The organism is Micromonospora sp. HK10, from assembly GCF_000982955.1.
Taxonomy (GTDB): domain Bacteria; phylum Actinomycetota; class Actinomycetes; order Mycobacteriales; family Micromonosporaceae; genus Micromonospora.
This window is the reverse complement of the sequence record NZ_KQ058870.1, coordinates 43,298-63,333: the sequence shown is the minus strand read 5'-3', so window position 1 is coordinate 63,333 and position 20,036 is coordinate 43,298. Positions and strand designations below refer to the sequence as shown.

The 20,036-nt window shown below is 73.9% G+C and carries 16 protein-coding genes; 7 read left to right on the top strand and 9 right to left on the bottom strand.

Features of this window, described 5'->3' with window-relative positions:
* Positions 1–64: 64 nt before the first annotated feature.
* From LQ51_RS24570 to LQ51_RS24555, 4 genes are all read right to left on the bottom strand, one after another.
* Positions 65–2,380: a [protein-PII] uridylyltransferase gene (locus tag LQ51_RS24570; protein ID WP_046569585.1), complete on the bottom strand. Its 2,316-nt coding sequence runs from the start codon at positions 2,378–2,380 to the stop codon at positions 65–67.
* A 17-nt stretch (positions 2,381–2,397) separates the two neighbouring features.
* Positions 2,398–2,736, bottom strand: coding sequence for a P-II family nitrogen regulator (locus LQ51_RS24565; RefSeq protein WP_013284578.1), 339 nt, complete (start codon positions 2,734–2,736; stop codon positions 2,398–2,400).
* Positions 2,737–2,761: 25 nt separating this feature from the next.
* Positions 2,762–4,123: an ammonium transporter gene (locus tag LQ51_RS24560; protein WP_046569580.1), complete on the bottom strand. Its 1,362-nt coding sequence runs from the start codon at positions 4,121–4,123 to the stop codon at positions 2,762–2,764.
* Positions 4,124–4,304: 181 nt separating this feature from the next.
* Positions 4,305–5,153 (bottom strand): helix-turn-helix transcriptional regulator, encoded by an 849-nt coding sequence (locus LQ51_RS24555; protein WP_046569578.1) that lies wholly within the window; start codon positions 5,151–5,153, stop codon positions 4,305–4,307.
* 128 nt (positions 5,154–5,281) lie between these two features.
* Between LQ51_RS24555 and LQ51_RS24550 the strand changes: the two genes are divergently transcribed.
* Positions 5,282–6,268 (top strand): aldo/keto reductase, encoded by a 987-nt coding sequence (locus LQ51_RS24550; protein ID WP_046569576.1) that lies wholly within the window; start codon positions 5,282–5,284, stop codon positions 6,266–6,268.
* On the opposite strand, the gene LQ51_RS24545 is transcribed toward LQ51_RS24550, so the two are convergent.
* Positions 6,265–7,128 (bottom strand): phosphotransferase, encoded by an 864-nt coding sequence (locus tag LQ51_RS24545; RefSeq protein ID WP_197087901.1) that lies wholly within the window; start codon positions 7,126–7,128, stop codon positions 6,265–6,267. The two genes, LQ51_RS24550 and LQ51_RS24545, sit on opposite strands and share 4 nt — an antisense overlap.
* A gap of 7 nt (positions 7,129–7,135) precedes the next feature.
* Entirely contained in the window at positions 7,136–8,326 is a 1,191-nt protein-coding gene (gene ftsY / locus LQ51_RS24540; protein ID WP_046569573.1) for a signal recognition particle-docking protein FtsY, read from the bottom strand.
* A 147-nt stretch (positions 8,327–8,473) separates the two neighbouring features.
* Between ftsY and LQ51_RS24535 the strand changes: the two genes are divergently transcribed.
* The 5 genes from LQ51_RS24535 (at position 8,474) to LQ51_RS24515 (ending at position 13,440) form a co-directional block, all read left to right on the top strand.
* Positions 8,474–10,183, top strand: coding sequence for an alkaline phosphatase D family protein (locus tag LQ51_RS24535; protein WP_046569569.1), 1,710 nt, complete (start codon positions 8,474–8,476; stop codon positions 10,181–10,183).
* A 14-nt stretch (positions 10,184–10,197) separates the two neighbouring features.
* Positions 10,198–10,635, top strand: a complete 438-nt coding sequence (locus tag LQ51_RS24530) for a MarR family winged helix-turn-helix transcriptional regulator (protein WP_046569566.1) — start codon at positions 10,198–10,200, stop codon at positions 10,633–10,635.
* Positions 10,636–10,749: 114 nt separating this feature from the next.
* The gene (locus tag LQ51_RS24525) at positions 10,750–12,354 is read left to right on the top strand and encodes an MDR family MFS transporter (RefSeq protein WP_046569564.1); all 1,605 of its coding nucleotides are present in this window, start codon (positions 10,750–10,752) and stop codon (positions 12,352–12,354) included.
* A gap of 4 nt (positions 12,355–12,358) precedes the next feature.
* Positions 12,359–12,847, top strand: a complete 489-nt coding sequence (locus LQ51_RS24520; RefSeq protein WP_046569562.1) for a universal stress protein — start codon at positions 12,359–12,361, stop codon at positions 12,845–12,847.
* 62 nt (positions 12,848–12,909) lie between these two features.
* A complete protein-coding gene (locus LQ51_RS24515) occupies positions 12,910–13,440 on the top strand; it encodes a DinB family protein (RefSeq protein WP_046569561.1) in 531 nt (176 codons plus the stop codon).
* Positions 13,441–13,616: 176 nt separating this feature from the next.
* On the opposite strand, the gene LQ51_RS24510 is transcribed toward LQ51_RS24515, so the two are convergent.
* The 3 genes from LQ51_RS24510 to LQ51_RS24500 all read right to left on the bottom strand — a co-directional run bounded on the left by LQ51_RS24510 (position 13,617) and on the right by LQ51_RS24500 (position 18,350).
* Entirely contained in the window at positions 13,617–14,243 is a 627-nt protein-coding gene (locus LQ51_RS24510) for an HAD-IA family hydrolase (RefSeq protein WP_046569559.1), read from the bottom strand.
* A complete protein-coding gene (smc, locus tag LQ51_RS24505) occupies positions 14,240–17,839 on the bottom strand; it encodes a chromosome segregation protein SMC (RefSeq protein ID WP_046569557.1) in 3,600 nt (1,199 codons plus the stop codon). Before smc ends, LQ51_RS24510 begins: the two co-directional genes overlap by 4 nt.
* 316 nt (positions 17,840–18,155) lie before the next feature.
* The gene (locus LQ51_RS24500) at positions 18,156–18,350 is read right to left on the bottom strand and encodes a hypothetical protein (protein WP_007456482.1); all 195 of its coding nucleotides are present in this window, start codon (positions 18,348–18,350) and stop codon (positions 18,156–18,158) included.
* Positions 18,351–18,723: 373 nt separating this feature from the next.
* Between LQ51_RS24500 and LQ51_RS24495 the strand changes: the two genes are divergently transcribed.
* A complete protein-coding gene (locus LQ51_RS24495; protein ID WP_046569554.1) occupies positions 18,724–19,974 on the top strand; it encodes a CAP domain-containing protein in 1,251 nt (416 codons plus the stop codon).
* The last annotated feature ends 62 nt before the right edge of the window (positions 19,975–20,036 follow it).

The window sequence follows — 20,036 nt, the reverse complement described above, 5'->3', positions numbered from 1 at the left end:
ACCGGACGTAGCCCGGGTCGGGCCGCCGCTGCCCGGTCCGGTGGCGTCGGCCGGGGCGCCATCCTCACACCACGGCCAGCACGGCGGCCTCGATGCGGGCCCGGTCGGCGTCGGCCGGCCAGCCGCCGACCAGGTAGAAGGCGTCCACCACGTCGCCGCCGAGGGTGGAGATCCGGGCCGCCCGGACCTGGGCGCCGGCCTCGTCGAGGGCGCAGGTGACCCGGTAGAGCAGCCCGGCCGCGTCGGCGGCGCGCAGCTCCAGCAGGACGGCGTCGGTGGCCGCCTCGCGGTGCCAGACCACCCGGGGCGCGGCGCCCTGCCCGCGCCCGGCCAGGGCCCGGCCGCGCAGCCGCTGGATGACCGAGACGTCGCCGCTGACCGCCCGGCGCAGGTCGGCGCTGAGCGCGATCGGGTCGGGGGCCAGGCCGTAGCGGGGCTGCACCCGGCACTGCACGAGGGCCCGGCCGTCGACCGTGGCGGCGTCCGCGGAGATCACCTCCAGCCGGTGCAGGGCCAGGCAGCCGGCCACCGTCGCGAGCAGGCCGCGCCGGTCCGCCGCGGCCACCGACACCCGGTCCTCCCCCAGGTGTACGACCGGCAGCGGCCCGGCGACCAGGGCCGGGTCCGGGTCCGGCGGCGCGGGCACCTCCCCGGTGTCCAGGGCGGTACGCACCCGGGCCACCAGCTCGGCGACGAGCCGCCCCTTCCAGCCCGACCAGGCGGCCGGCCCGGTGGCGGCGGCGTCGGCCCGGGTCAGCGCGTGCAGCAGGTCCAGCGTGGTGGGGTCGCCGACCCGCTCGGCGACCCCGGCGACGGTCTTCGGGTCGGACAGGTCCCGCCGGGTGGCCACGTCGGGCAGCAGCAGGTGCAGCCGGACCAGCTTCGCGATCAGTGCCGCCTCGGCGGCGGGCAGCCCGATCCGGGTGGCCACCGCCTCGGCCAGCGGCGCGCCGGCGGTGCTGTGGTCGGCGGCCGCCCCGTCGGCCTCCCCGACCGGCACGCCCTTGCCGATGTCGTGCAGGAACGCGCCGAGCAGCAGCAGGTCCGGCCGGTCCACCTCGCGGGTGTGCCGGCTCGCCTCGTACGCGGTCTGCACCAGGTGCCGGTCCAGGGTGAACCGGTGCACCGGGTTGTGCTGCGGCAGGCTGCGCAGCCGGGTCCACTCGGGCAGCCAGCCGTCGATCAGCCCGTACCGGTCGCAGGTCTCCCAGGCGGGGACCAGGCCGGCACCGGCGCCGAGCAGGGTGATCAGCGCGGCGCGGGCGGCCGGCGGCCAGGGCGCGGGCAGCGGCGGGCAGTACGCGGCCAGCCACTCGCAGGTGGCCCGGGCGATGGGCAGCCGGGTGCTGGCCGCCGCGGCGGCGACCCGCAGCGACAGGCTGGGGTCGGGGCGCGCGCCGATGGCGGTGCGGGCGAGCACCAGCTCGCCGTCGTGTTCGACGACGTCCCGGGCGACCGGCCGGCGTACCGCCCGGCCCGGGGCGCCCCGGTGGCGGCCGGAGCGGAGCCGGTCGGCGGCCCGCCAGGCGTCGTCGAGCGCGTGGCTGACGGTCCGGGCGTCGCCGGCGACCCGGCGCAGCAGCGCGTCACCGTCGCCGAGGTCGCCGCTGGCGGCGGAGGCGCGCAGGCCGAGCAGCGCGGCCACCCCGTCGCGTTCCTGGGCGACCAGCCGGTCGACGCGGCGGCCCACCTGCTGGTGCAGCGCGTCGCGGGTGTCCAGCAGCCGCCGGTGGGCGGCGTGCACGGCGGGGCGCAGCGCGTCGGTGACCCCGGCGGTGGCGATGGCCCGCAGGATCCCGACGTCGCGCAGCCCGCCGGCGGCCTCCTTGAGGTCGCCCTCCAGGAGGAAGGCCAGTTCGCCGTGGCTCTCCCAGCGGGCCGCGGTGATCTCCCGCAGCCGGGGCAGCTGCCGTACGGCGGTGCGCCGCCAGTGGTCGGCGGCGGTGTGGATCAGCTGGTCGGCCAGGGCCGGGTCGCCGGCCAGGTGGCGGGCGTCGAGGAGGCCGAGGGCCACCTTGACGTCGTCCTGGGCGACCGACAGCGCCTCGGCGACGGTCCGCACCGAGTGGTCCAGCCGCAGCCCGGCGTCCCAGATCGGATACCAGAGCGCGGCGGCCAGCTCGTCGATGCCGGGCACCCCGGCGTGCAGCAGCACCAGGTCGAGGTCGCCGTGGGGGGCGCACTGCCGGCGCCCGAGCCCGCCGACGGCGACCAGCGCGATCCCGGGCCGGTCCGGGAAGAACCCGCGCAGCCAGGCGTCCAGGGCGTCGGCCCGTCGGGCCCGGGCGTCGGCGCCGATCCCGCCGGGAACGCCGGCGACCTCGTTGACCACGGGGTCGCCGGCCCCGGCGGGGTCGGTGGCCGTGGTCAACGAGGTCACGTCGGCGGGTCCGGCGCTCAGAGGGCGTCGAGGCCGCGCTCGCCGGTACGCACCCGGACGACCTCCTCGACCCCGGTCACCCAGACCTTGCCGTCGCCGATCTTGCCGGTCCGGGCGGCGCCCACGATGGCGTCGACGATCTTGTCGACGTCCATCTCGTCGGTGAGCACCTCGACCCGGATCTTGGGCAGGAACTCGACCGTGTACTCGGCACCCCGGTAGACCTCGGTGTGCCCCTTCTGCCGGCCGTAGCCCTGGACCTCGCTGACGGTCAGGCCGGCCACGCCGAGGGCGTGCAGGGCCTCCTTCACCGCGTCCAGCTGGTACGGCTTGATGACCGCGGTCACCAGCTTCATGTCCAACCCCTCCATCCCAGGAACGTTAACCGGCGACCTTCTCGCTGACCGGCTCGGCGGGCTCGTCCGCCTCGGTGCTGGCCGGCGCGGCCGGCTTGGTGCCGCCCAGCCCAGCCATCGCGAACGCGCCGCCGGCGCTGCTGCCCGTGGTGGGCGACAGGTCGTACGCGCTCTCCGCGTGCTCGGCGACGTCGATGCCCTCGATCTCCGCCTCGGAGGCGATCCGGAACCCGATCGTCTTGTCGATCACGAAGCCGAGCGCGTACGCGATCGCGAAGGAGTAGACCGTCACGATCAGCGCGCCCAACGCCTGCTTGCCGAGGAGCGTGGCGTCGCCACCGACCAGCAGGCCGTCGCTGGCCACCAGGGAGCTGACCGAGGCGGTGCCGAACAGGCCGATCCAGAGGCAGCCGATCCAGCCGCCGACGAAGTGCACGCCGACCACGTCCAGCGAGTCGTCGTAGCCGAGCCGGTACTTCAGGCCGACCGCCAGGGCGCAGACCGCGCCGGCGACCAGACCGAGCAGCACCGCCGCGGCGGGGGTGATGAACGCGCAGGCCGGGGTGATCGCGACCAGTCCGGCCACGGCGCCGGAGGAGGCGCCCACCAGCGTCGGCCGGCCGTCGCGCAGCCACTCCACCACGATCCAGCCGAGCAGGGCGCCGGCGGTGGCGACCTGGGTGTTGACGAAGGCCAGCGCGGTGACCCCGTCGGCGGTCAGCTCGGAGCCGGCGTTGAAGCCGAACCAGCCGAACCAGAGCAGCCCGGCGCCGAGCGCGACCAGCGGGATGTTGTGCGGCTTGGCGCTCTCCCGGGGCCAGCCGACCCGCTTGCCGAGCACCAGCACCAGGGCCAGCGCGGCCGCACCGGCGTTGATGTGCACCGCCGTACCACCGGCGAAGTCCAGCGCGCCGATGTCGCCGCCGATCAGGCCGCCGCCCCAGACCATGTGCGCGACCGGGAAGTAGACCAGGGTGGCCCAGCCGAACGCGAACAGCAGCCAACCGGCGAACTTCGTCCGGTCGGAGAGGGCACCGCTGATCAGGGCCACGGTGATGACCGCGAACATCATCTGGAAGGCGATGAAGACGTAGAGCGGGATACCGGTCTCGCCCCACAGGTCGCTCTCGCCGACGAACGTCTTGGTGCCCAGGTACTGGCCCAGGTCACCGATGAACTTGCCGCCCTCGCCGAAGGCGACGGTGAAGCCGTAGAAAAGCCACAGGATGCTGACGAGCCCGATGGACGAGAAGCTCATCATCATCATGTTCAGGGCGCCCTTGGACCGGTTCAGGCCGCCGTAGAACAGCGCGAGGCCGGGCGTCATGAGCAGTACGAGCGCAGTCGAAACAAGCAGCCAGGCAGTGTTCCCGGTATCGATCTCCACGCTGCCTCCTCTCGGTGTCGGAATTCCTCCCTCCGACTGAGTCCTGGCAGCGTCGCCCGTCAGCCGGTTGCGCGGAAGCTTTGTCGGCGGCTGTTTCCTGCACCGACACCGCTCGATTTCCGACGCGTGACGGGTTGTTTCCGGCGTGTGAAGAACGTCGATCTTGCAAGCGCCGGTACCGTCAGCGCGGCGCCCCGGCCGGGAACTCCTCGACCCCCAGCACGCGCAGCAGCTCGAGCTTCTCCCTGGCCTCGCCGTCGGCCGGGGTCAGCACCAGCAGTTGCTGGCCGAGGTCGGGGGTGACCAGGGTTTCGCAGTCCAGGGTGACGCGACCCACGCGGGGGTGGGTGAACGTCTTGCGGTCGGCCCGGCGCACCGCCACCTCGTGCTCGGCCCACAGCCGCCGGAAGTCGTCGCTCGCCGCCCGCAACCGCTCGATCAGGCCGGCCACGACCGGGTCGCCGGCCCGCCGGCCGGCCACCGCGCGCAGGTCGGCGACCTGCTGGCGGGCATGCCGCTGCCACTCCTCGGGGCCGTGCAGGTCGCGCACGACCGGGTCGGTGAAATGGCGGTAGGCGACGTAGCGGCGGTCTCCGGCCAGCCCGGTGTGGTCGCCGGTGAGCAGGATCGACATGCGGTTCTGCGCCAGGACCTCACCGAGGTCGGACAGGACCATGGCCGGGGTGTCGCCCACCAGGTCGAGCAGGCGGACCAAGCCGGCCCGGGCCAGGCGGGCGGTGCCGTCGGCGGGCGGCGGCTGGTGGCCGGCCAGGTGGAACAGGTGGTTGCGCTCGTCATCGGTCAGGCGCAGGGCCCGGGCCAGGGCGCCGAGCAACTGGGTCGACGGCTGGCTGCTGCGGCCCTGCTCCAGGCGCACGACGTAGTCCACGGACATGCCGGCGAGCATGGCGACCTCCTCGCGGCGCAGGCCGGCGGTGCGCCGGCGGGGGCCGGCGGCGATGCCCACCTCCGCGGGGCGGACGGCCGCGCGCCGGCGCCGCAGGAAGTCGGCGAGCTGCTCACGCTGCATGCCCCCATGCTGCCCCGGGGCCGTGCGGGGAGCCAGGGAGCGGCGCTCCCACGATAGGCGCTCCGCTGCCGGCCGGCCGGAGAGCGGCGCAGAGTGGAGCCGAGATCGACCGACGAGGGAGAGTTTCGATGCAGACACGCACGCTGGGCAACACCGGTCCCACGGTCTCCGCGCTGGGGCTGGGGGCGATGAGCATGTCGGGCGCGTACGGCCCGGCCGATCGCGAGGAGAGCATCGCCACCGTACGGGCCGCGTTGGACGCCGGGGTCACGCTTGTCGACACCGCCGACTTCTACGGCATGGGGCACAACGAACTGCTGCTGTCGGAGGCGTTGCGGGGACGCGACCGGGACAGCTATCTGCTGAGCGTGAAGTTCGGGCAGCAGGTGGGGCCGGGCCGGCGGTTCGCCGGTCAGGACTCCCGCCCGGACTCGGTGCGGAACTACCTGAGCTACTCGCTGACCCGGCTCGGCGTCGACCACGTGGACATCTACCGGCCGGCCCGGCTCGACCGCTCGGTGCCGATCGAGGACACGATCGGCGCGATCAAGGAGATGGTCGACGCCGGTTACGTGCGGTACGTGGGGCTCTCCGAGGTGGACGCGGAGACCGTCCGCCGGGCGCACGCCGTCCACCCGATCGCTGATCTTCAGATCGAGTACTCGCTGCTGTCGCGCGCGGTCGAGACCGACGTGCTGCCCGCGCTGCGGGAGCTGGGCATCGGGCTGACCGCGTACGGTGTGCTGGGCCGTGGCCTGCTCTCGGGCAACTGGGTGCCGGGGCGGGCGGACGACGCGCGTAACCAGAGTCCCCGCTTCTCCGGCGAGAACGCCTCGCACAACCTCGCCCTGGTGGAGGCGTTGCGCCGCGTCGCCGACGCGAAGGGGTGCACGGTGGCGCAGTTGGCGATCGCGTGGGTGGCGGCCCAGGACCCGTGCGTCGTCACGCTGGTCGGTGCGCGCACCCGGCAGCGGCTGGCCGAGGCGTTGCCGGCGCTGGAGGTGGAGCTGTCGGCCGGCGACCTCGAGGAGATCGAGGCGGCCGTGCCGAAGGGCGCCGCACGCGGCGACCGCTACCCGGCGGCGTTCATGTCCAGCCTCGGCGTCGGCAACTAGCGCAGCGCGTACTCCAGGGTGTTGCGCTCGTAGTCGAGCAGTCGCAGGTCGCGCATCGGCCGGCGCAGGTGGCCCTTGTGCACGATCCGGACGAAGGCCGGCTCCCCGGCCGCGGCCATCCGCCGGATCCCCTCGACGTGGTCGACGATGCGCTTGCGGATGGTCCGGATCAGCCGGTGCCGGTCCCGCGGGATCAGCCCGTACGCGTCGGCGAAGAGCCGCAGCCGGCGCGGCCGGTCCGGGTGCTTCCAGCCGAGCGTGATGGAGTCCCGGTCGGAGAAGATCGGCACCCAGGTCCAGGCCGCGTACGCCACGTCGTAGATCCGGGCGCCGGGCGAGGCCAGGTCGAAGTCGATCAGGCCGAGCGTGCCGTCCGGCCGCCAGATCACGTTGTGCGGGGCGGCGTCGTGGTGGCAGATCACCTCGGTGTCCGGCGGCGGCGGACCGAACGAGCGCCACACGGCGCCGGGCGGCGGGGTGAAGCCGTACTGGGCGTCGTGGAACATCCGCAGCATGGTCGCCACGGTGACCAGGGCCTCGTCGGTGACCCAGTGCGGGGCCAGCGGGTACTCCCCGCACTCCCCCTCCAGGTACGACAGGACCTCACGGTTCCGCTCGTCCATGCCGAGCGCGCGGGGTGCGCCGGTGAAGCCCACGTACTCCAGGTGACGCAGCAGGGCGTGCACGGAGGGCGTCCAGGGGCCGGCGTTGCGCCGGACCGTGTCGCCCACCCGGACCACGGTGCTCACGTTCCCGCCGTGCAGCGGGATCTCCTGCGAAGTCACGTACGGTCTCCCGAGGCGCGGCGACGGGTGGCTGGGGTCGCGCCACCCCGCGTAGGCGCGATCGTCAGTCGTCACGTCGAGGCTACGCGTCCCGGGCGAGCGGCTCGGTGCCGAGCAGCGCGTCGACGAACTGTGCGGGGTCGAACGGGGCCAGGTCGTCCGGGCCCTCGCCGAGGCCGACCAGCTTGACCGGGATGCCGAGCTTGCGCTGCACGGCGATCACGATGCCGCCCTTGGCGGTCCCGTCGAGCTTGGTCAGCACCACGCCGGTCACGTTGACCACCTCGGTGAATACCCGCGCCTGTTCCAGGCCGTTCTGGCCGGTGGTGGCGTCGAGCACGAGCAGGGTCTCGTCGATCGGGCCGTGCTTCTCCACCACCCGTTTGACCTTGCCCAGCTCGTCCATCAGACCGATCTTGTTCTGCAGCCGGCCGGCGGTGTCGACGAGCACGGCGTCGACCCCGGTGTCGATGCCCCGCTTGACCGCGTCGAAGGCGACGCTGGCCGGGTCGGCGGCCTCCGGGCCACGGACGGTCTCCGCGCCGACCCGGCCACCCCAGGTCTCCAGCTGGTCGGCGGCGGCGGCCCGGAAGGTGTCGGCGGCGCCGAGCAGCACGGTCCGGCCGTCGGCGATGAGCACCCGGGCGATCTTGCCGCAGGTGGTGGTCTTGCCGGCGCCGTTGACCCCGACGACCAGCACGACCGCCGGCACGCCCTCCTTCGGGACGGTCCGCAGCGACCGGTCCAGGGTGGGGTCGAGGGCGTTGACCAGTTCGGCGGCGAGCAGGGCGCGCAGCTCACCGACGGACCGGGTGCCGAGCACCCGGGTCTGCTCGCGGAGCCGGTCGACGATCTCCCGGGTCGAGTCGATGCCGACGTCCGCGGTGATCAGGCTGTCCTCGATCTCCTCCCAGGTGTCCTCGTCCAGGTGGTCCCGGCTGAGCAGGCCGAGCAGGCCCTTGCCGAAGACGCTCTGCGAGCGGGACAGCCGGGAGCGCAGCCGGACCAGCCGGCCGGCGGTGGGCTCGGGGACCTCGATGGTGGGTGGCGGCGCTTCGACCACCGGCGGCGGCTCGACCAGCACTCCGGTGGCGAGGTCCGACTCCGGGGCCGTCACCGGCGGGCCGGCCAGGTCCTCCTCGGCCCGGGTGTCGACCTCCGTCCTCGGCAGCGGCGGCTCCGGGCGTCGGCGCAGCCGGGGCACCACGAGGCTGAGGCCGCCGACGATCAGCGCCACGAGCAGGGCGAGGGCGACGAGGAGGTATTCCTTCATGCCCGAAATCCTGTCAGATGCCGGCGACGGCGTCCCAATCACCGCCGCCGGACGCGAGCGAGCTGCGGGTACGCTCGCCGCTGGAAGGCGTACCGCAACCGCCGGCCGGGTAGGGAAAGGTTCAAACGATCTTGTCGGAGGTGCGTCGTGCCCAGCTCCCGCCTGCTCATCGGCCCACTCCTGCGCCGGGTCGTCGGCACGCGGGCCACCGTCTGGGTGGAGACCAGCGGGCCGGCCGTGGTGACGGTCCGCACAGCCGACGGGGCCCGGGGCAGCGCGGCGACCTTCACGGCGTACGACCACCACTACGCGCTCGTGGTGGTGGAGGGGCTGACCCCGGCGAGCACCACCAGCTATGAGGTGCTGATCGACGACGAGCTCGCCTGGCCGGTGCCGGAGAGCGGCTTCCCGGCCAGCGTGATCCGGACCCGGGCGGCGGACGACCGGGAGCAGCCGGTCCGGCTGCTGTTCGGTTCGTGCCGGGAGACCACCCAGCACTCGACGGCCCGCCGGCTGCCGCCGGACGCGCTCGACGCGTACGCCCGGCGGATGATGGCCGACCCGGACCCGGCCACCTGGCCCGACCTGCTGGTGCTCCTCGGCGACCAGGTCTACGCCGACGTCACCTCGCCGACGGTGCGCAAGCTGCTCCGGCGGCGCCGGCGCCGGCCGAAGGACGCCCCGGCGACCCAGGTGGTGAGCTTCGACGAGTACACGAAGCTCTACCTGGAGTCGTGGCGCGATCCGGAGATCCGCTGGCTGCTCTCCACCGTGCCCAGCGTGATGATCTTCGACGACCACGAGGTGATCGACGACTGGAACACCTCGGCCTCGTGGCGGGCGGACATGCGCCGGCAGCCGTGGTGGGCCGAGCGGATCCGCAGCGGCCTCGCCTCCTACTGGGTCTACCAGCACCTGGGCAACCTGAGCCCGGACGAGATCGCCGCCGACCCGGTCTACGCCAAGGTGACGGCCGCCGAGGACGCCACGGGCGTGCTGCACGAGTTCGGCGAGCGGGTCGACACCGAGGCCGACGTGGCGCACGACACCGAGCGCTGGCGGGCCGTGCAGTACCAGTGGAGCTACGCCCTCGACCTGGGCCGGACCCGGCTGGTGATGCTGGACAACCGGTCCAGCCGGGTGCTGGAGGCGGGCAACCGGGCGATGCTGCCGGCGGGCGAGTGGTCCTGGTTCCTGGACCGGGCGCACGGCGTCTACGACCACCTCGTGGTCGGCGCCTCCCTGCCCTGGCTGCTGCCGCCCGGCATCCACCACGTGGAGGCGTGGAACGAGAAGCTGGCCGACTCCGGCCGCCCCTGGGTGGCGAGGGTCTCCGAGCGGCTGCGCCGGGGGTGGGACCTGGAGCACTGGGCGTCGTTCCGGCGCTCCTTCGACGCCCTCGGCGAACTCTTCGCCCGGCTGGGCAGCGGCCGGGCCGCCCGCCCCGGGGCGCGGGTGGGCGCCGGCCCGGCGTACCCGGCGCCGGCGTCGATCAGCGTGCTCTCCGGCGACGTGCACCACTCGTACGTGGCCCGGGCCCGCTTCGCCGACCGGGGCGTACGCACCCCGGTGCACCAGCTCACCTGCTCGCCGATCCACAACCAGGTGCCGGCCGCGATGCGCCCGCTGATGCGGCTGGGCTGGAACCCGGGTCCGGCCGCGGCCACCCGGGCCCTGGCCCGCTCGGCGGGGGTACGCAAGCCGAGTGTGCGCTGGAAGAAGCTGGCCGGCCCGTACTTCGGCAACGCGGTGGCCACGCTGACCCACCAGGGCCGGTCGGCCGACGTGGTGATCGAGGGCACCACCAGCGACGGGGACCTGCGCACGGTGGCGCGGCAGCGGCTCGCGGAGGGCTGAGTACGCTCTGCGGCGTGGAGGAGCACCGGCCCGAGACCCTGCGCGCGGTGGAGCACGAGCTGACCGCGCTGTTGCGCCGTGGGCGGGCGCTGTCCTGGGAGATCGCCCGGGAGGTCCACCCGAACCTGGAGCCGAACGCGTACGGCCTGCTGCTCTGGCTGCGCCGGTCGGGTTCGATCCGGCTGACCGACCTGGCCGTGCGGCTCGGCATCGGTAAGGGCACGCTGAGCCGGCAGATCAACGGCCTGGAGTCGCTGGGGCTGGTGCGCCGCGACCCGGACCCGACCGACCGGCGGGCGGCCCAGCTCAGCCTCACCGAGGAGGGCACCCGGCGGTTCGACTCGGCCCGGGCGGCCCGACTCGGACAGATCCGCCGTTCGCTGCAATCGTGGCCGGAACGGGACGTCGAGGACTTCGCCCGGCTGATGCACCGGTTCAACGAGACCTTCTGAGCAGCTCAGCGCCGGAATAAGACGTTCGCCACGCGCGGTTGTTGCTTCAGGCAACCAAGCCATACGGTTGCCCGAGTCAACCATTTGCCGTCTTCTCTCCGGAGGCATTCCACGATGACGCAGGCGACAGCGCCCACCCGGGCGACCGCCGTCGGCATGTCCCACCGGCAGATCCTGGAGGCCCTCTCCGGCCTGCTGCTGGGCATGTTCGTCGCGATCCTCTCCTCCACGGTCGTCTCCAACGCGCTGCCGCGGATCATCACCGACCTGCACGGCAGCCAGTCGGCGTACACCTGGGTGGTCACCTCGACGCTGCTGGCGACCACCGCCACCACCCCGATCTGGGGCAAGCTCGCGGACCTGACCAGCAAGAAGGTCCTGGTCCAGCTCGCCCTGGTGGTCTTCGTGCTGGGCTCGGTGCTCGCCGGGCAGGCCCAGTCCACCGGCGAGCTGATCGCCTGCCGCGTGGTGCAGGGCGTCGGCGCGGGCGGTCTCACCGCGCTGGCCCAGGTGATCATGGCGACGATGATCGCCCCGCGCGAGCGCGGCCGGTACAGCGGCTACCTCGGCGCCGTGATGGCCGTGGGCACCATCGGCGGCCCGCTGATCGGTGGCGTCATCGTCGACACCGACTGGCTCGGCTGGCGCTGGTGCTTCTACGTGGGCGTGCCGTTCGCCGTCCTCGCCCTGATCGTGCTCCAGAAGACCCTGCACCTGCCCGTGGTCAAGCGGGCGGTGAAGATCGACTGGTGGGGGGCCACCCTGATCACCGCGGCCGTCTCGATGCTGCTGATCTGGGTCACCCTGGCCGGTGACCGGTACGCCTGGCTCTCCTGGCAGAGCGGCGTCCTGGTGGTCGGCGCGGTGCTGCTCGGCGCCCTCGCCGTCCGGGTGGAGAGCCGGGCCAGCGAGCCGATGATCCCGCCGCGCCTGTTCCGCAACCGCACCATCACCCTCGCCGTGGTCGCCAGCATCGCGGTCGGCGTGGGCATGTTCGGCGCCTCGGTCTTCCTGGGCCAGTACTTCCAGATCAGCCGCGGCGAGAGCCCCACCATGTCCGGCCTGATGACCCTGCCGATGATCGGCGGCCTGCTGATCGCCTCGACCGTGGTCGGCCGGATCATCACCAACACCGGCCGCTGGAAGCGCTACCTGGTCGCCGGCTCGGCCCTGCTCACGGCCGGCTTCGCGCTGATGGGCACGATGCGCGCGGACACGCCGTACTGGCGGCTCGCCGTGTTCATGGCGCTGATCGGCCTCGGCCTGGGCATGACCATGCAGAACCTGGTCCTCGCGGTGCAGAACACCGTCGGCCCGCACGAGCTCGGCGCGGCCAGCTCGGTAGTGGCGTTCTTCCGCAGCCTCGGCGGCGCGATCGGCGTCAGCGCGCTCGGCGCGATCCTCGGCCACAAGGTCAAGGACTACCTGGCGGACGGGCTGGCCGGTCTCGGCATCCCGGCGTCCAGCTCGGGCAGCGGCGGTACCCTGCCGAACGTGCACACCCTGCCCGCCCCGATCCGCGCGGTCGTCGAGGCCGCGTACGGGCACGGCGCCGGGGACATCTTCCTAGCCGCCGCCCCGTTCGGGCTGATCGCCCTGATCGCGGTGCTGTTCATCAAGGAGGTACCGCTGCGGCGGCACAACGGCGACCCGGCGGCCACCGAGGTCGAGCGGGCGTCCACCGACGCCCCGGTGCTCCCCACGGGCGTACGGGGCTGACCCGATGAACGCACCCGAGCGCGAGAGGTACGGCCCGGAGGCCCGGCTGCTGCCGTTCGAACGCGGCACGGACGGGCCCCGGGTGGTGCTGGTCGGCGTCGACGGCAGCCGCACCTCGCTGCGCGCCGCCGCGTACGCGGCCGGGCTGGCCCGCCGGCAGGGCGCCGCCCTGGTGGTCGTCTTCGTCAGCTCGCCCCCGCCGTACACCGCGATCATCTCCGGGGTGGTGGCCGGGGCGGTCCAGCAGACCCAGGACGAGCTGGCCGCGGAGTTGCGCGAGGAGTGCCGGCGCGGCGCCGAGGAGCTGGGCCTGCCGGTGACCTTCCTGTGCCGGCGCGGGGACGCCTACGCGGAGCTGGCCCGGGCCGCCGACGAGCACCGGGCCGACCTCGTGGTGGTCGGCTCGTCCGAGCAGGCCGGCCACCGGCTGGTCGGCTCGGTGGCCACCCGGCTGGTCCGCACCGGCCGCTGGCCCGTCGTCGTGGTGCCCTGAGACCGGGGCGGGGACCCCGTTAACGCCTCGCGTGGACCAGGTCCCCCTCCTACCATCCCGGGATGACCTGGAGAGCACCCGAGATCGACCGCCGCCACGAGCCGTTCGTCGCCGACGAGCGCACCATACTGCAAGGCTGGCTCGACAACCACCGCGACACCCTGCTGCTCAAGTGCGCCGGCCTGACCGCCGAGCAGCTGCGGACGGCCAGCGTGCCGCCGTCCGGGCTGACCCTGCTCGGCCTGGTCCGGCACATGGCCGACGTCGAGCGGTGGTGGTTCCGGATCCGGTCCGCCGGCGAGGAGATCCCCGGCCTGTACGACGACGACGAGGACCCGGACGCCGATCTGAACGCCGTCGCGGACGCCGACCCGGAGGAGACCTTCGCCACCTACCGGGCCGAGGTCGCCGCAGCCGACCGCGCGGCCGCCGACCTGTCGCTGGAGCACACCTTCCGGCACTCCCGCCGCGACGGCAGCACCAACGAGATCAGCCTCCGCTGGGTCTACGTCCACATGATCGAGGAGTACGCCCGGCACAACGGCCACGCCGACCTGATCCGCGAGCGGATCGACGGCGTCACCGGCTCCTGAGGGCCCCTGATCGACCCCGGTTGCGGCAGCTCGCGGTCACCCCTGGACGGGGTACCCCGGTTTGCCGCAACCGGCGAACCAACCGGCAACCGGCGGGCCGGCCGCGACCGCCGAACCAGCCGACAACCGGCGCGACCGGCGAACCATCCGCACCGGGCACGACCGGCGGGCCCGCCTCAGGCGGCCGGGGCCAGCACGGCGCGCAGGTAGCGCAGGTCGCCCGGGCCGCTCCAGCGGTGCGCGGAGAGCCCAGCCACCCGGGCGCCGGCCACGGCCCGGTCCTCGTCGTCGACGAAGAGCACCCGCGCCGGCGGGGTCGCCAGCGCCACGCACGCCGCCTGGAAGTACTCCTTCGCCGGCTTGTGCACCCCGAGGGTCGAGGAGTTGACCACCACGTCCAGCTCGTCGGCGAGGCCCAGCGCGGCGAGGTCGGCGTCGAGCAGGTCGGTGGCGTTGGTGCCCAGCCCGACCCGGACGCCGGCCGCCCGCACCTCGCGGATGAACGCCAGCACCGCCGGGTCGACCTCGCCGCGGTAGCGCTGCCACTGCTGGACCGCCGCCCGGGCCCGTTCCGGGTCGCCGAGCGTCGGGGTCAGCGCGTCGGCCACGCTCGCCATCCACTGGTCGTGGCTGACCTTGCCGGTGAGCACCGGCTGGAGCAGCCCCCAGGACATGGCGATCTCACCGAGGACCCCCTCGGTCAGGCCGTACTCCCGCTCGACCCCGGCCGCGACCGTCGGGTCCCAGCGCCGCAGCACGCCGTCGAAGTCGATGAGGAGCGCCGTCGCGCGTTCCCGACTCACTCGTCGTTCTCCTGCCCGTCGTTCTCGGCCCGGTTGAGCCGCTGACTGATCACCTGGGTCACGCCGCTGCGCATGGTCACGCCGTAGAGCGCGTCGGCGATCTCCATGGTCCGCTTCTGGTGCGTGATCACGATGAGCTGGCTCTTCTCCCGCAGCTGGGCCAGCAGCGTGATCAGGCGTCCCAGGTTGACGTCGTCGAGGGCCGCCTCCACCTCGTCCATGATGTAGAACGGGCTGGGCCGGGCGCGGAAGATCGCCACCAGCATGGCCACCGCGGTCAGCGACCGCTCGCCGCCGGAGAGCAGCGACAGCCGCTTGATCTTCTTGCCCGGGGGTCGGGCCTCGACCTCGACGCCGGTGGTGAGCAGGTCCTCCGGGTCGGTGAGCACCAGCCGCCCCTCACCCCCGGGGAAGAGCACGGTGAAGACCTGCTCGAACTCGCGGGCGGTGTCTTCGAACGCGCTGGCGAAGACCTCCAGGATCCGGTCGTCGACGTCCTTGACGACGGTGAGCAGGTCCCGCCGGGTGGCCTTCAGGTCCTCCAACTGCTCGGAGAGGAACTTGTAGCGCTCCTCCAGGGCGGCGAACTCCTCCAGCGCGAGCGGGTTGACCTTGCCCAGCAGGGCCAGCTCCCGTTCCGCCTTGGCGGCCCGCTTCTCCTGCACCGGCCGCTCGTAGCGGACCGGTTCGGGCGCCGGCGCGCCCTCCTTCTCGGCCAGCGCCAGCTCGGCCTGGGTGGGCGGGACGAGCTGGTCCGGGCCGTACTCGGCGACCAGCGTCTCCACGTCCAGGCCGAAGTCCTCGGCGGCCTTGGCCTCCAGCTGCTCGATGCGCAGCCACTGCTCGGCGCGGGCCACCTCGTCCCGGTGCACCTGGCTGGTCAGCCGCTCCAGTTCGGCGCCGAGCCGCTTGGCCGCGCCGCGTACCTCGGAGAGCTCGGCCTCACGGGCGGCGCGCTCGCGGGCCACGGCGTCCCGGTGCTCCTCGGCCCGGGCCAGCGAGACGGTGAGCCGGGCCAGCGCCTCGCGGGCGCCGCCGACCACCGCCTGGGCGATCTCCGCGCCCCGGGTGCGGGCGGCGCGCCGGGCGGCCGCGCGCTCCCGCGCGGCCCGCTCGGCGTTCGCCTGCCGCGCGAGGGAGTCGGCCCGGCCGGCGATCGAGGAGACCCGCTCCTCGGCGGTACGCACGGCGAGCCGGACCTCCATCTCGTTCTGCCGGGCCTGCGGCACCATGGCGGCGAGCTGGTCGCGTTCCTCGGTGGACGGCTCGGCGTCGAGCGGGGTGGCCTCGGCCAGCCGAAGCCGCTCCTCCAGCTCGGCGAGGGCCTGAAGGTCGCGTTCCCGGGCCGCCTCGGCGCGGGCCCGGGACTCACCGAGCCGGTCGGTCTCCGCCTTGGCCGACCGGGCGGCCGCGCCCAGCTCGGCGAGCCGGCGGGCGGCGGCGTTGCGGTGGCTCTCCGCCTCCCGTTTGGCGGCGGCGGCGTGCTGCACGGCCTCCTTCGCGACGGCCACCTCGGCGCGCGCCTCGACCAGCTGTTCGCGCAGCTCCGCGCTGCTCCGCTCGGCGGCGGCCCGGTTCGTCCGTGCCTCCTCGACGGCCGCCTGCACCTCGATGAAGCTGGGTGCCTTGGCCGACCCGCCGGCCGCCGCGTACGCGCCGACCACGTCGCCGTCCGGGGTGACCGCGCGCAGCTCCGGATTGCCGGCGACCAGCTCGGCCGCGGCGGCCAGGTCGGGCACCAGCACCACGTCGCGCAGCGCCCGGTGCACCGCCGGACGGATCGGCGCCGCGCACTCCACCAGGTCCGGCGCCCACTGGGCGCCGTCGGGCAGCTTCGGGCGCAGCGCGTCGGCCGGACCCGCCATGCCGGGCCCGGCAGGGCTGCCGACCAGCAGTCCGGCCCGGCCGGCGTCAGAGATCTTGAGCAGCCGCATCGCCTCGACGGCCTCGTCGACCCCGGAGACCGCGACCGCGTCGGCGAGCCCGCCGAGCGCTGCGGCCAGCGCCGGCTCGTGGCCGGGCGCGACGGTGAGCAGCCCGGCGAGGCTGCCCAGCAGGCCCGGGACCTGGTCGGCCTTCGCCAGCAGGGCTCCGGCGCCGTCCTTGCGGCGCAGGCCGAGCGCGAGCGCCTCCTCGCGGGCCTTCCAGGTGGCCGCGTCCTTCTCGGCGGCCCGCTCGGCGTCGGAGAGGCTACGGACGGCGGCCTGCGCCTGCTCGTGCACGGCGACGGCCTCGGCGTGCCGGGCGTCCAGGTCGGCGTTGTCCCGGTCCGCCTCGGTGGACTGCTCGGCGACCGCATCCAGGTCGGCCTGCGCCCGCTCGGACCGGGCCAGCGCGTCGGCGTGCGCGGCGGCGAGCCGCTCGATCTCCTCACCGGCGCTGGTGGTCCGGGCCCGGGCCGAGTTGACCTGGCCGGTCAGCCGGGCCAGCCCTTCCCGCCGGTCGGCGATGGCCTTGGCGGCGGCGACCAGTTCCCGCTCGGCGGCGGCGAGCTGCCGTTCCAGCTCCTGGCGGTGCTCGACCGCCTCGGCCAGCCGGATCTGGTCCTCGGTGAGCGCCGCGCGCAGCTCCTCCTCCTGCTCGCGGACCCGCCGGGACTCGGCCTCCAGCTGCTCCGGGTCGCGGCCGGGGCGCTCGTCGTCCCCGCTGGCGCTGAGGTGACGCAGCCGTTCCCGGGCGAGCTGCTCGATCGAGCGGAACCGCTCCTGGAGCGCGGAGAGCTTGTACCAGGTGTCCTGCGCGGCGGCGAGCAGCGGCGCGTCCTCGGCTAGGGCGGCCTCCAGCTCGCCGAGGCGGCCCTGCACCTCGCCGTGCTCCGCCTCGATCTGCTCCCGCCGCTCGCGCAACGCCGTCTCGTCGGCGATCTCCTTGTCCAGCGTGGTACGCAGCGTGTGCAGGTCGTCGGCGAGCAGCCGCAGCCGGGCGTCGCGCAGGTTGGCCTGGATGGCGGCGGCGCGGCGGGCCACCTCGGCCTGCCGGCCCAGCGGCTTGAGCTGCCGGCGCAGCTCGGCGGTGAGGTCGGTGAGCCGGTTGAGGTTGGTCTGCATCGCGTCGAGCTTCCGCAGCGCCTTCTCCTTGCGCTTGCGGTGCTTGAGGACGCCGGCCGCCTCCTCGATGAACGCCCGCCGGTCCTCCGGCTTGGCGTGCAGCATGCCGTCGAGCCGGCCCTGCCCGACGATGATGTGCATCTCCCGGCCGATGCCGGAGTCCGAGAGCAGCTCCTGGATGTCCAGCAGCCGGCAGGAGTCGCCGTTGATCTCATACTCGCTCTCGCCGGAGCGGAACATCCGGCGGGTGATGGAGACCTCGGTGTACTCGATCGGCAGCGCGCCGTCGGTGTTGTCGATGGTGAGGGTGACCTCGGCCCGGCCCAACGGCGCCCGTCCGGCGGTGCCGGCGAAGATGACGTCCTCCATCTTGCCGCCGCGCAGCGCCTTGGCGCCCTGCTCGCCGAGCACCCAGGCGATCGCGTCGACGACGTTGGACTTGCCGGAGCCGTTCGGGCCCACCACGCAGGTGATCCCGGGCTCCAGCTTCAACGTCGTGGCGGAGGCGAAGGACTTGAAGCCCTTCACCGTCAGGCTCTTGAGATGCACCTTCTCGATCCTCGTCCGGTGGCCGCCGAACCGTCGCCGGCTGCGCGGACCTGGTGAACCCGCAGACTAACCCGTGGTCGGGGACACCTCGCTACGCGACCCACCCCACGCCGGGAGTGTCCGGATTCCGGCCGGCCGGCGGGGTGGCCGCCGGAAACTGCATGATCATAATTGCCGGGGCGCAATTCCAGGGCGTCCGCGGGATCGGGGAAGACGGCTCACAAAACAAAAAGCCGCGCACAAAGCTGCGCGCCGGCACTGGGTGTCGGCGCGCGTTTTCGCAGTGGTGCTATTCAGTTTTTCCGACGTTCGGAGATCAGGTCAGCGCCGGCTCGGCCAGTCGGAGGAGGTCGTCCGCCTCCGCCGCCGCCGCCGCGAGCCGATCGTTGTCGGCACGCAGACGCGTGATCTCGAACTCCAGTGCCTGAACCCTGGCACGCAGTCGGGTGACCTCGTCGAGCAGGCGCCGGTCGGGCGCTGCACCTACGTGGCCGTAGAGGGCCTTCGCCATGCTGACTCCTTGATATGCGCTGCCGGAATGGCCGGCCAACGCGCGCCCATGGTGTTCGCGGCTGCCATCCCGGCTATATCCGGGCATGGCTGGGCGCGACTGGCGACACCTCTATATTGGGCCGCACCCCCCTCTCTCGTCAAGTTCGCGAACGCCGTAGATCATCTCCACGTCGGCCGGTTCACTCCCGGGAGGGCTGCCAGAAGGCGCGGACACGCTCTGTCCGGACGACTTAACTGTACGCGCGGAAATGTGGGAACGCTTCAGCCTTGCGGTCCGCTTCCCCTTAACTCTCTCTTAGCCAGGTTGCCGCAGCTCATGGCGCGCCCGTAGCGTCGGCCGGGCCCGCAAGCTACCCGTGGAGGGGACAGGCGTGTACCGCAGGACCGACCCGACCGAACCGGATGGCGTCTCCCGACGCCCCGAGCCGCCGACCCCGGACGGGCCGGCGTGGCTCACGGACCGGCCCGAGCCACGGTCGTCCTACCTCTTCGGCGACGAGCCGGAGCAGCCCGGCCCGTACCCGTCCGACGCACCGACCGGGGACTGGCCCGCCGGCGCGTGGCACGCGCGAGCCGACCGGCGTCCGGCCGAACCGGCCGCCGACACCGAGTGGACCGGGTACGCCCCGACCTCCGACCGGACCGGCTTCACCGCGCCGGTCACCCGCGGCGGCTTCGACCCGGCCACCGAGCCCACCGCCCGCCAACCGGTCGTCGAGCCCGCCGATCACCACTGGACCGCCGAGCCCGACGGCTACCACCCGGACGGTTCACGGACGGGCGAGCACCCCGCCGCGCCCGTCGACCGGGCCTGGCGCGCCGACCAGGAGCCGGCCGCCGGCTGGCGGCCGGTGACGGACCCGCCGCCGGAGGAGGGCGGCCGGCACCGGCAGCGCCGGGGCCTGCCCCGCCCCCTGATCATCGGCGGGGCCGCCGCGGCGGCCACCCTCGTGGTGAGCCTCGGGGTGAGCGCCCTGCTGCTGCCCGGCGGCGGCGAGCGGACCGCCCCGACCGCCCAGGACGTGCCGGCCATCGCCCCGGCCGACCCGGGCGCACCGGAGAACACCGACGTCGCGCCCACCGATCCGGCCTCCCCCGCCGCCGCCCCGAGCAGCGCGCAGCCGAGCCCGACCCGGACCGCCACCCCGACGCCCAGCCGGACCACGGCCGCGTCCCGGCAGCTGGCGCGTACGCCCGCGGCGCGTACCACCGCTCCGCGGGCCGCCGTGGCGCCCGGAATCAGCGCCGAACTGCGGGAGGTCGTCGACCTGGTCAACCAGGAGCGGGCCAAGGCCGGTTGCAAGGCGCTGAGCATCGACGACAAGCTGATGCTGGCCGCCCAGCGGCACAGCCAGGACCAGGCCGACCACAAGACGATGACGCACGACGGCAGCGACGGCAGCGACCTGCGCGTCCGACTCAAGCGGGTCGGCTACGTCTACAGCCAGGCGGCGGAGAACGTGGCGTGGAACCAGCAGAGTCCCGCAGCGGTGATGACCGCCTGGATGAACAGCACCGACCACCGGAAGAACATCCTGAACTGCGCGTACACCGAGATCGGCGTGGGCGTGGCGCGCAGCAACGGGCCGTACTGGACGCAGGACTTCGGCACCCCGGCCTGAGCGGCGCGACGTGACCGGGTCCGCGCTCGTTGACCGGGTGAGGTACGCCAGGGTCGGCTGAC

Excerpts from the sequence above, each read along its gene's own strand:
- LQ51_RS24565 (WP_013284578.1), bottom strand. The coding sequence starts at position 2,736 with ATGAAGCTGGTGACCGCGGTCATCAAGCCGTACCAGCTGGACGCGGTG.
- LQ51_RS24550 (WP_046569576.1), top strand. The coding sequence starts at position 5,282 with ATGCAGACACGCACGCTGGGCAACACCGGTCCCACGGTCTCCGCGCTG.
- ftsY (WP_046569573.1), bottom strand. The coding sequence starts at position 8,326 with ATGAAGGAATACCTCCTCGTCGCCCTCGCCCTGCTCGTGGCGCTGATC.
- LQ51_RS24515 (WP_046569561.1), top strand. The coding sequence starts at position 12,910 with ATGACCTGGAGAGCACCCGAGATCGACCGCCGCCACGAGCCGTTCGTC.
- LQ51_RS24525 (WP_046569564.1), top strand. The coding sequence starts at position 10,750 with ATGACGCAGGCGACAGCGCCCACCCGGGCGACCGCCGTCGGCATGTCC.
- LQ51_RS24500 (WP_007456482.1), bottom strand. The coding sequence starts at position 18,350 with ATGGCGAAGGCCCTCTACGGCCACGTAGGTGCAGCGCCCGACCGGCGC.
- LQ51_RS24520 (WP_046569562.1), top strand. The coding sequence starts at position 12,359 with ATGAACGCACCCGAGCGCGAGAGGTACGGCCCGGAGGCCCGGCTGCTG.
- LQ51_RS24555 (WP_046569578.1), bottom strand. The coding sequence starts at position 5,153 with ATGCAGCGTGAGCAGCTCGCCGACTTCCTGCGGCGCCGGCGCGCGGCC.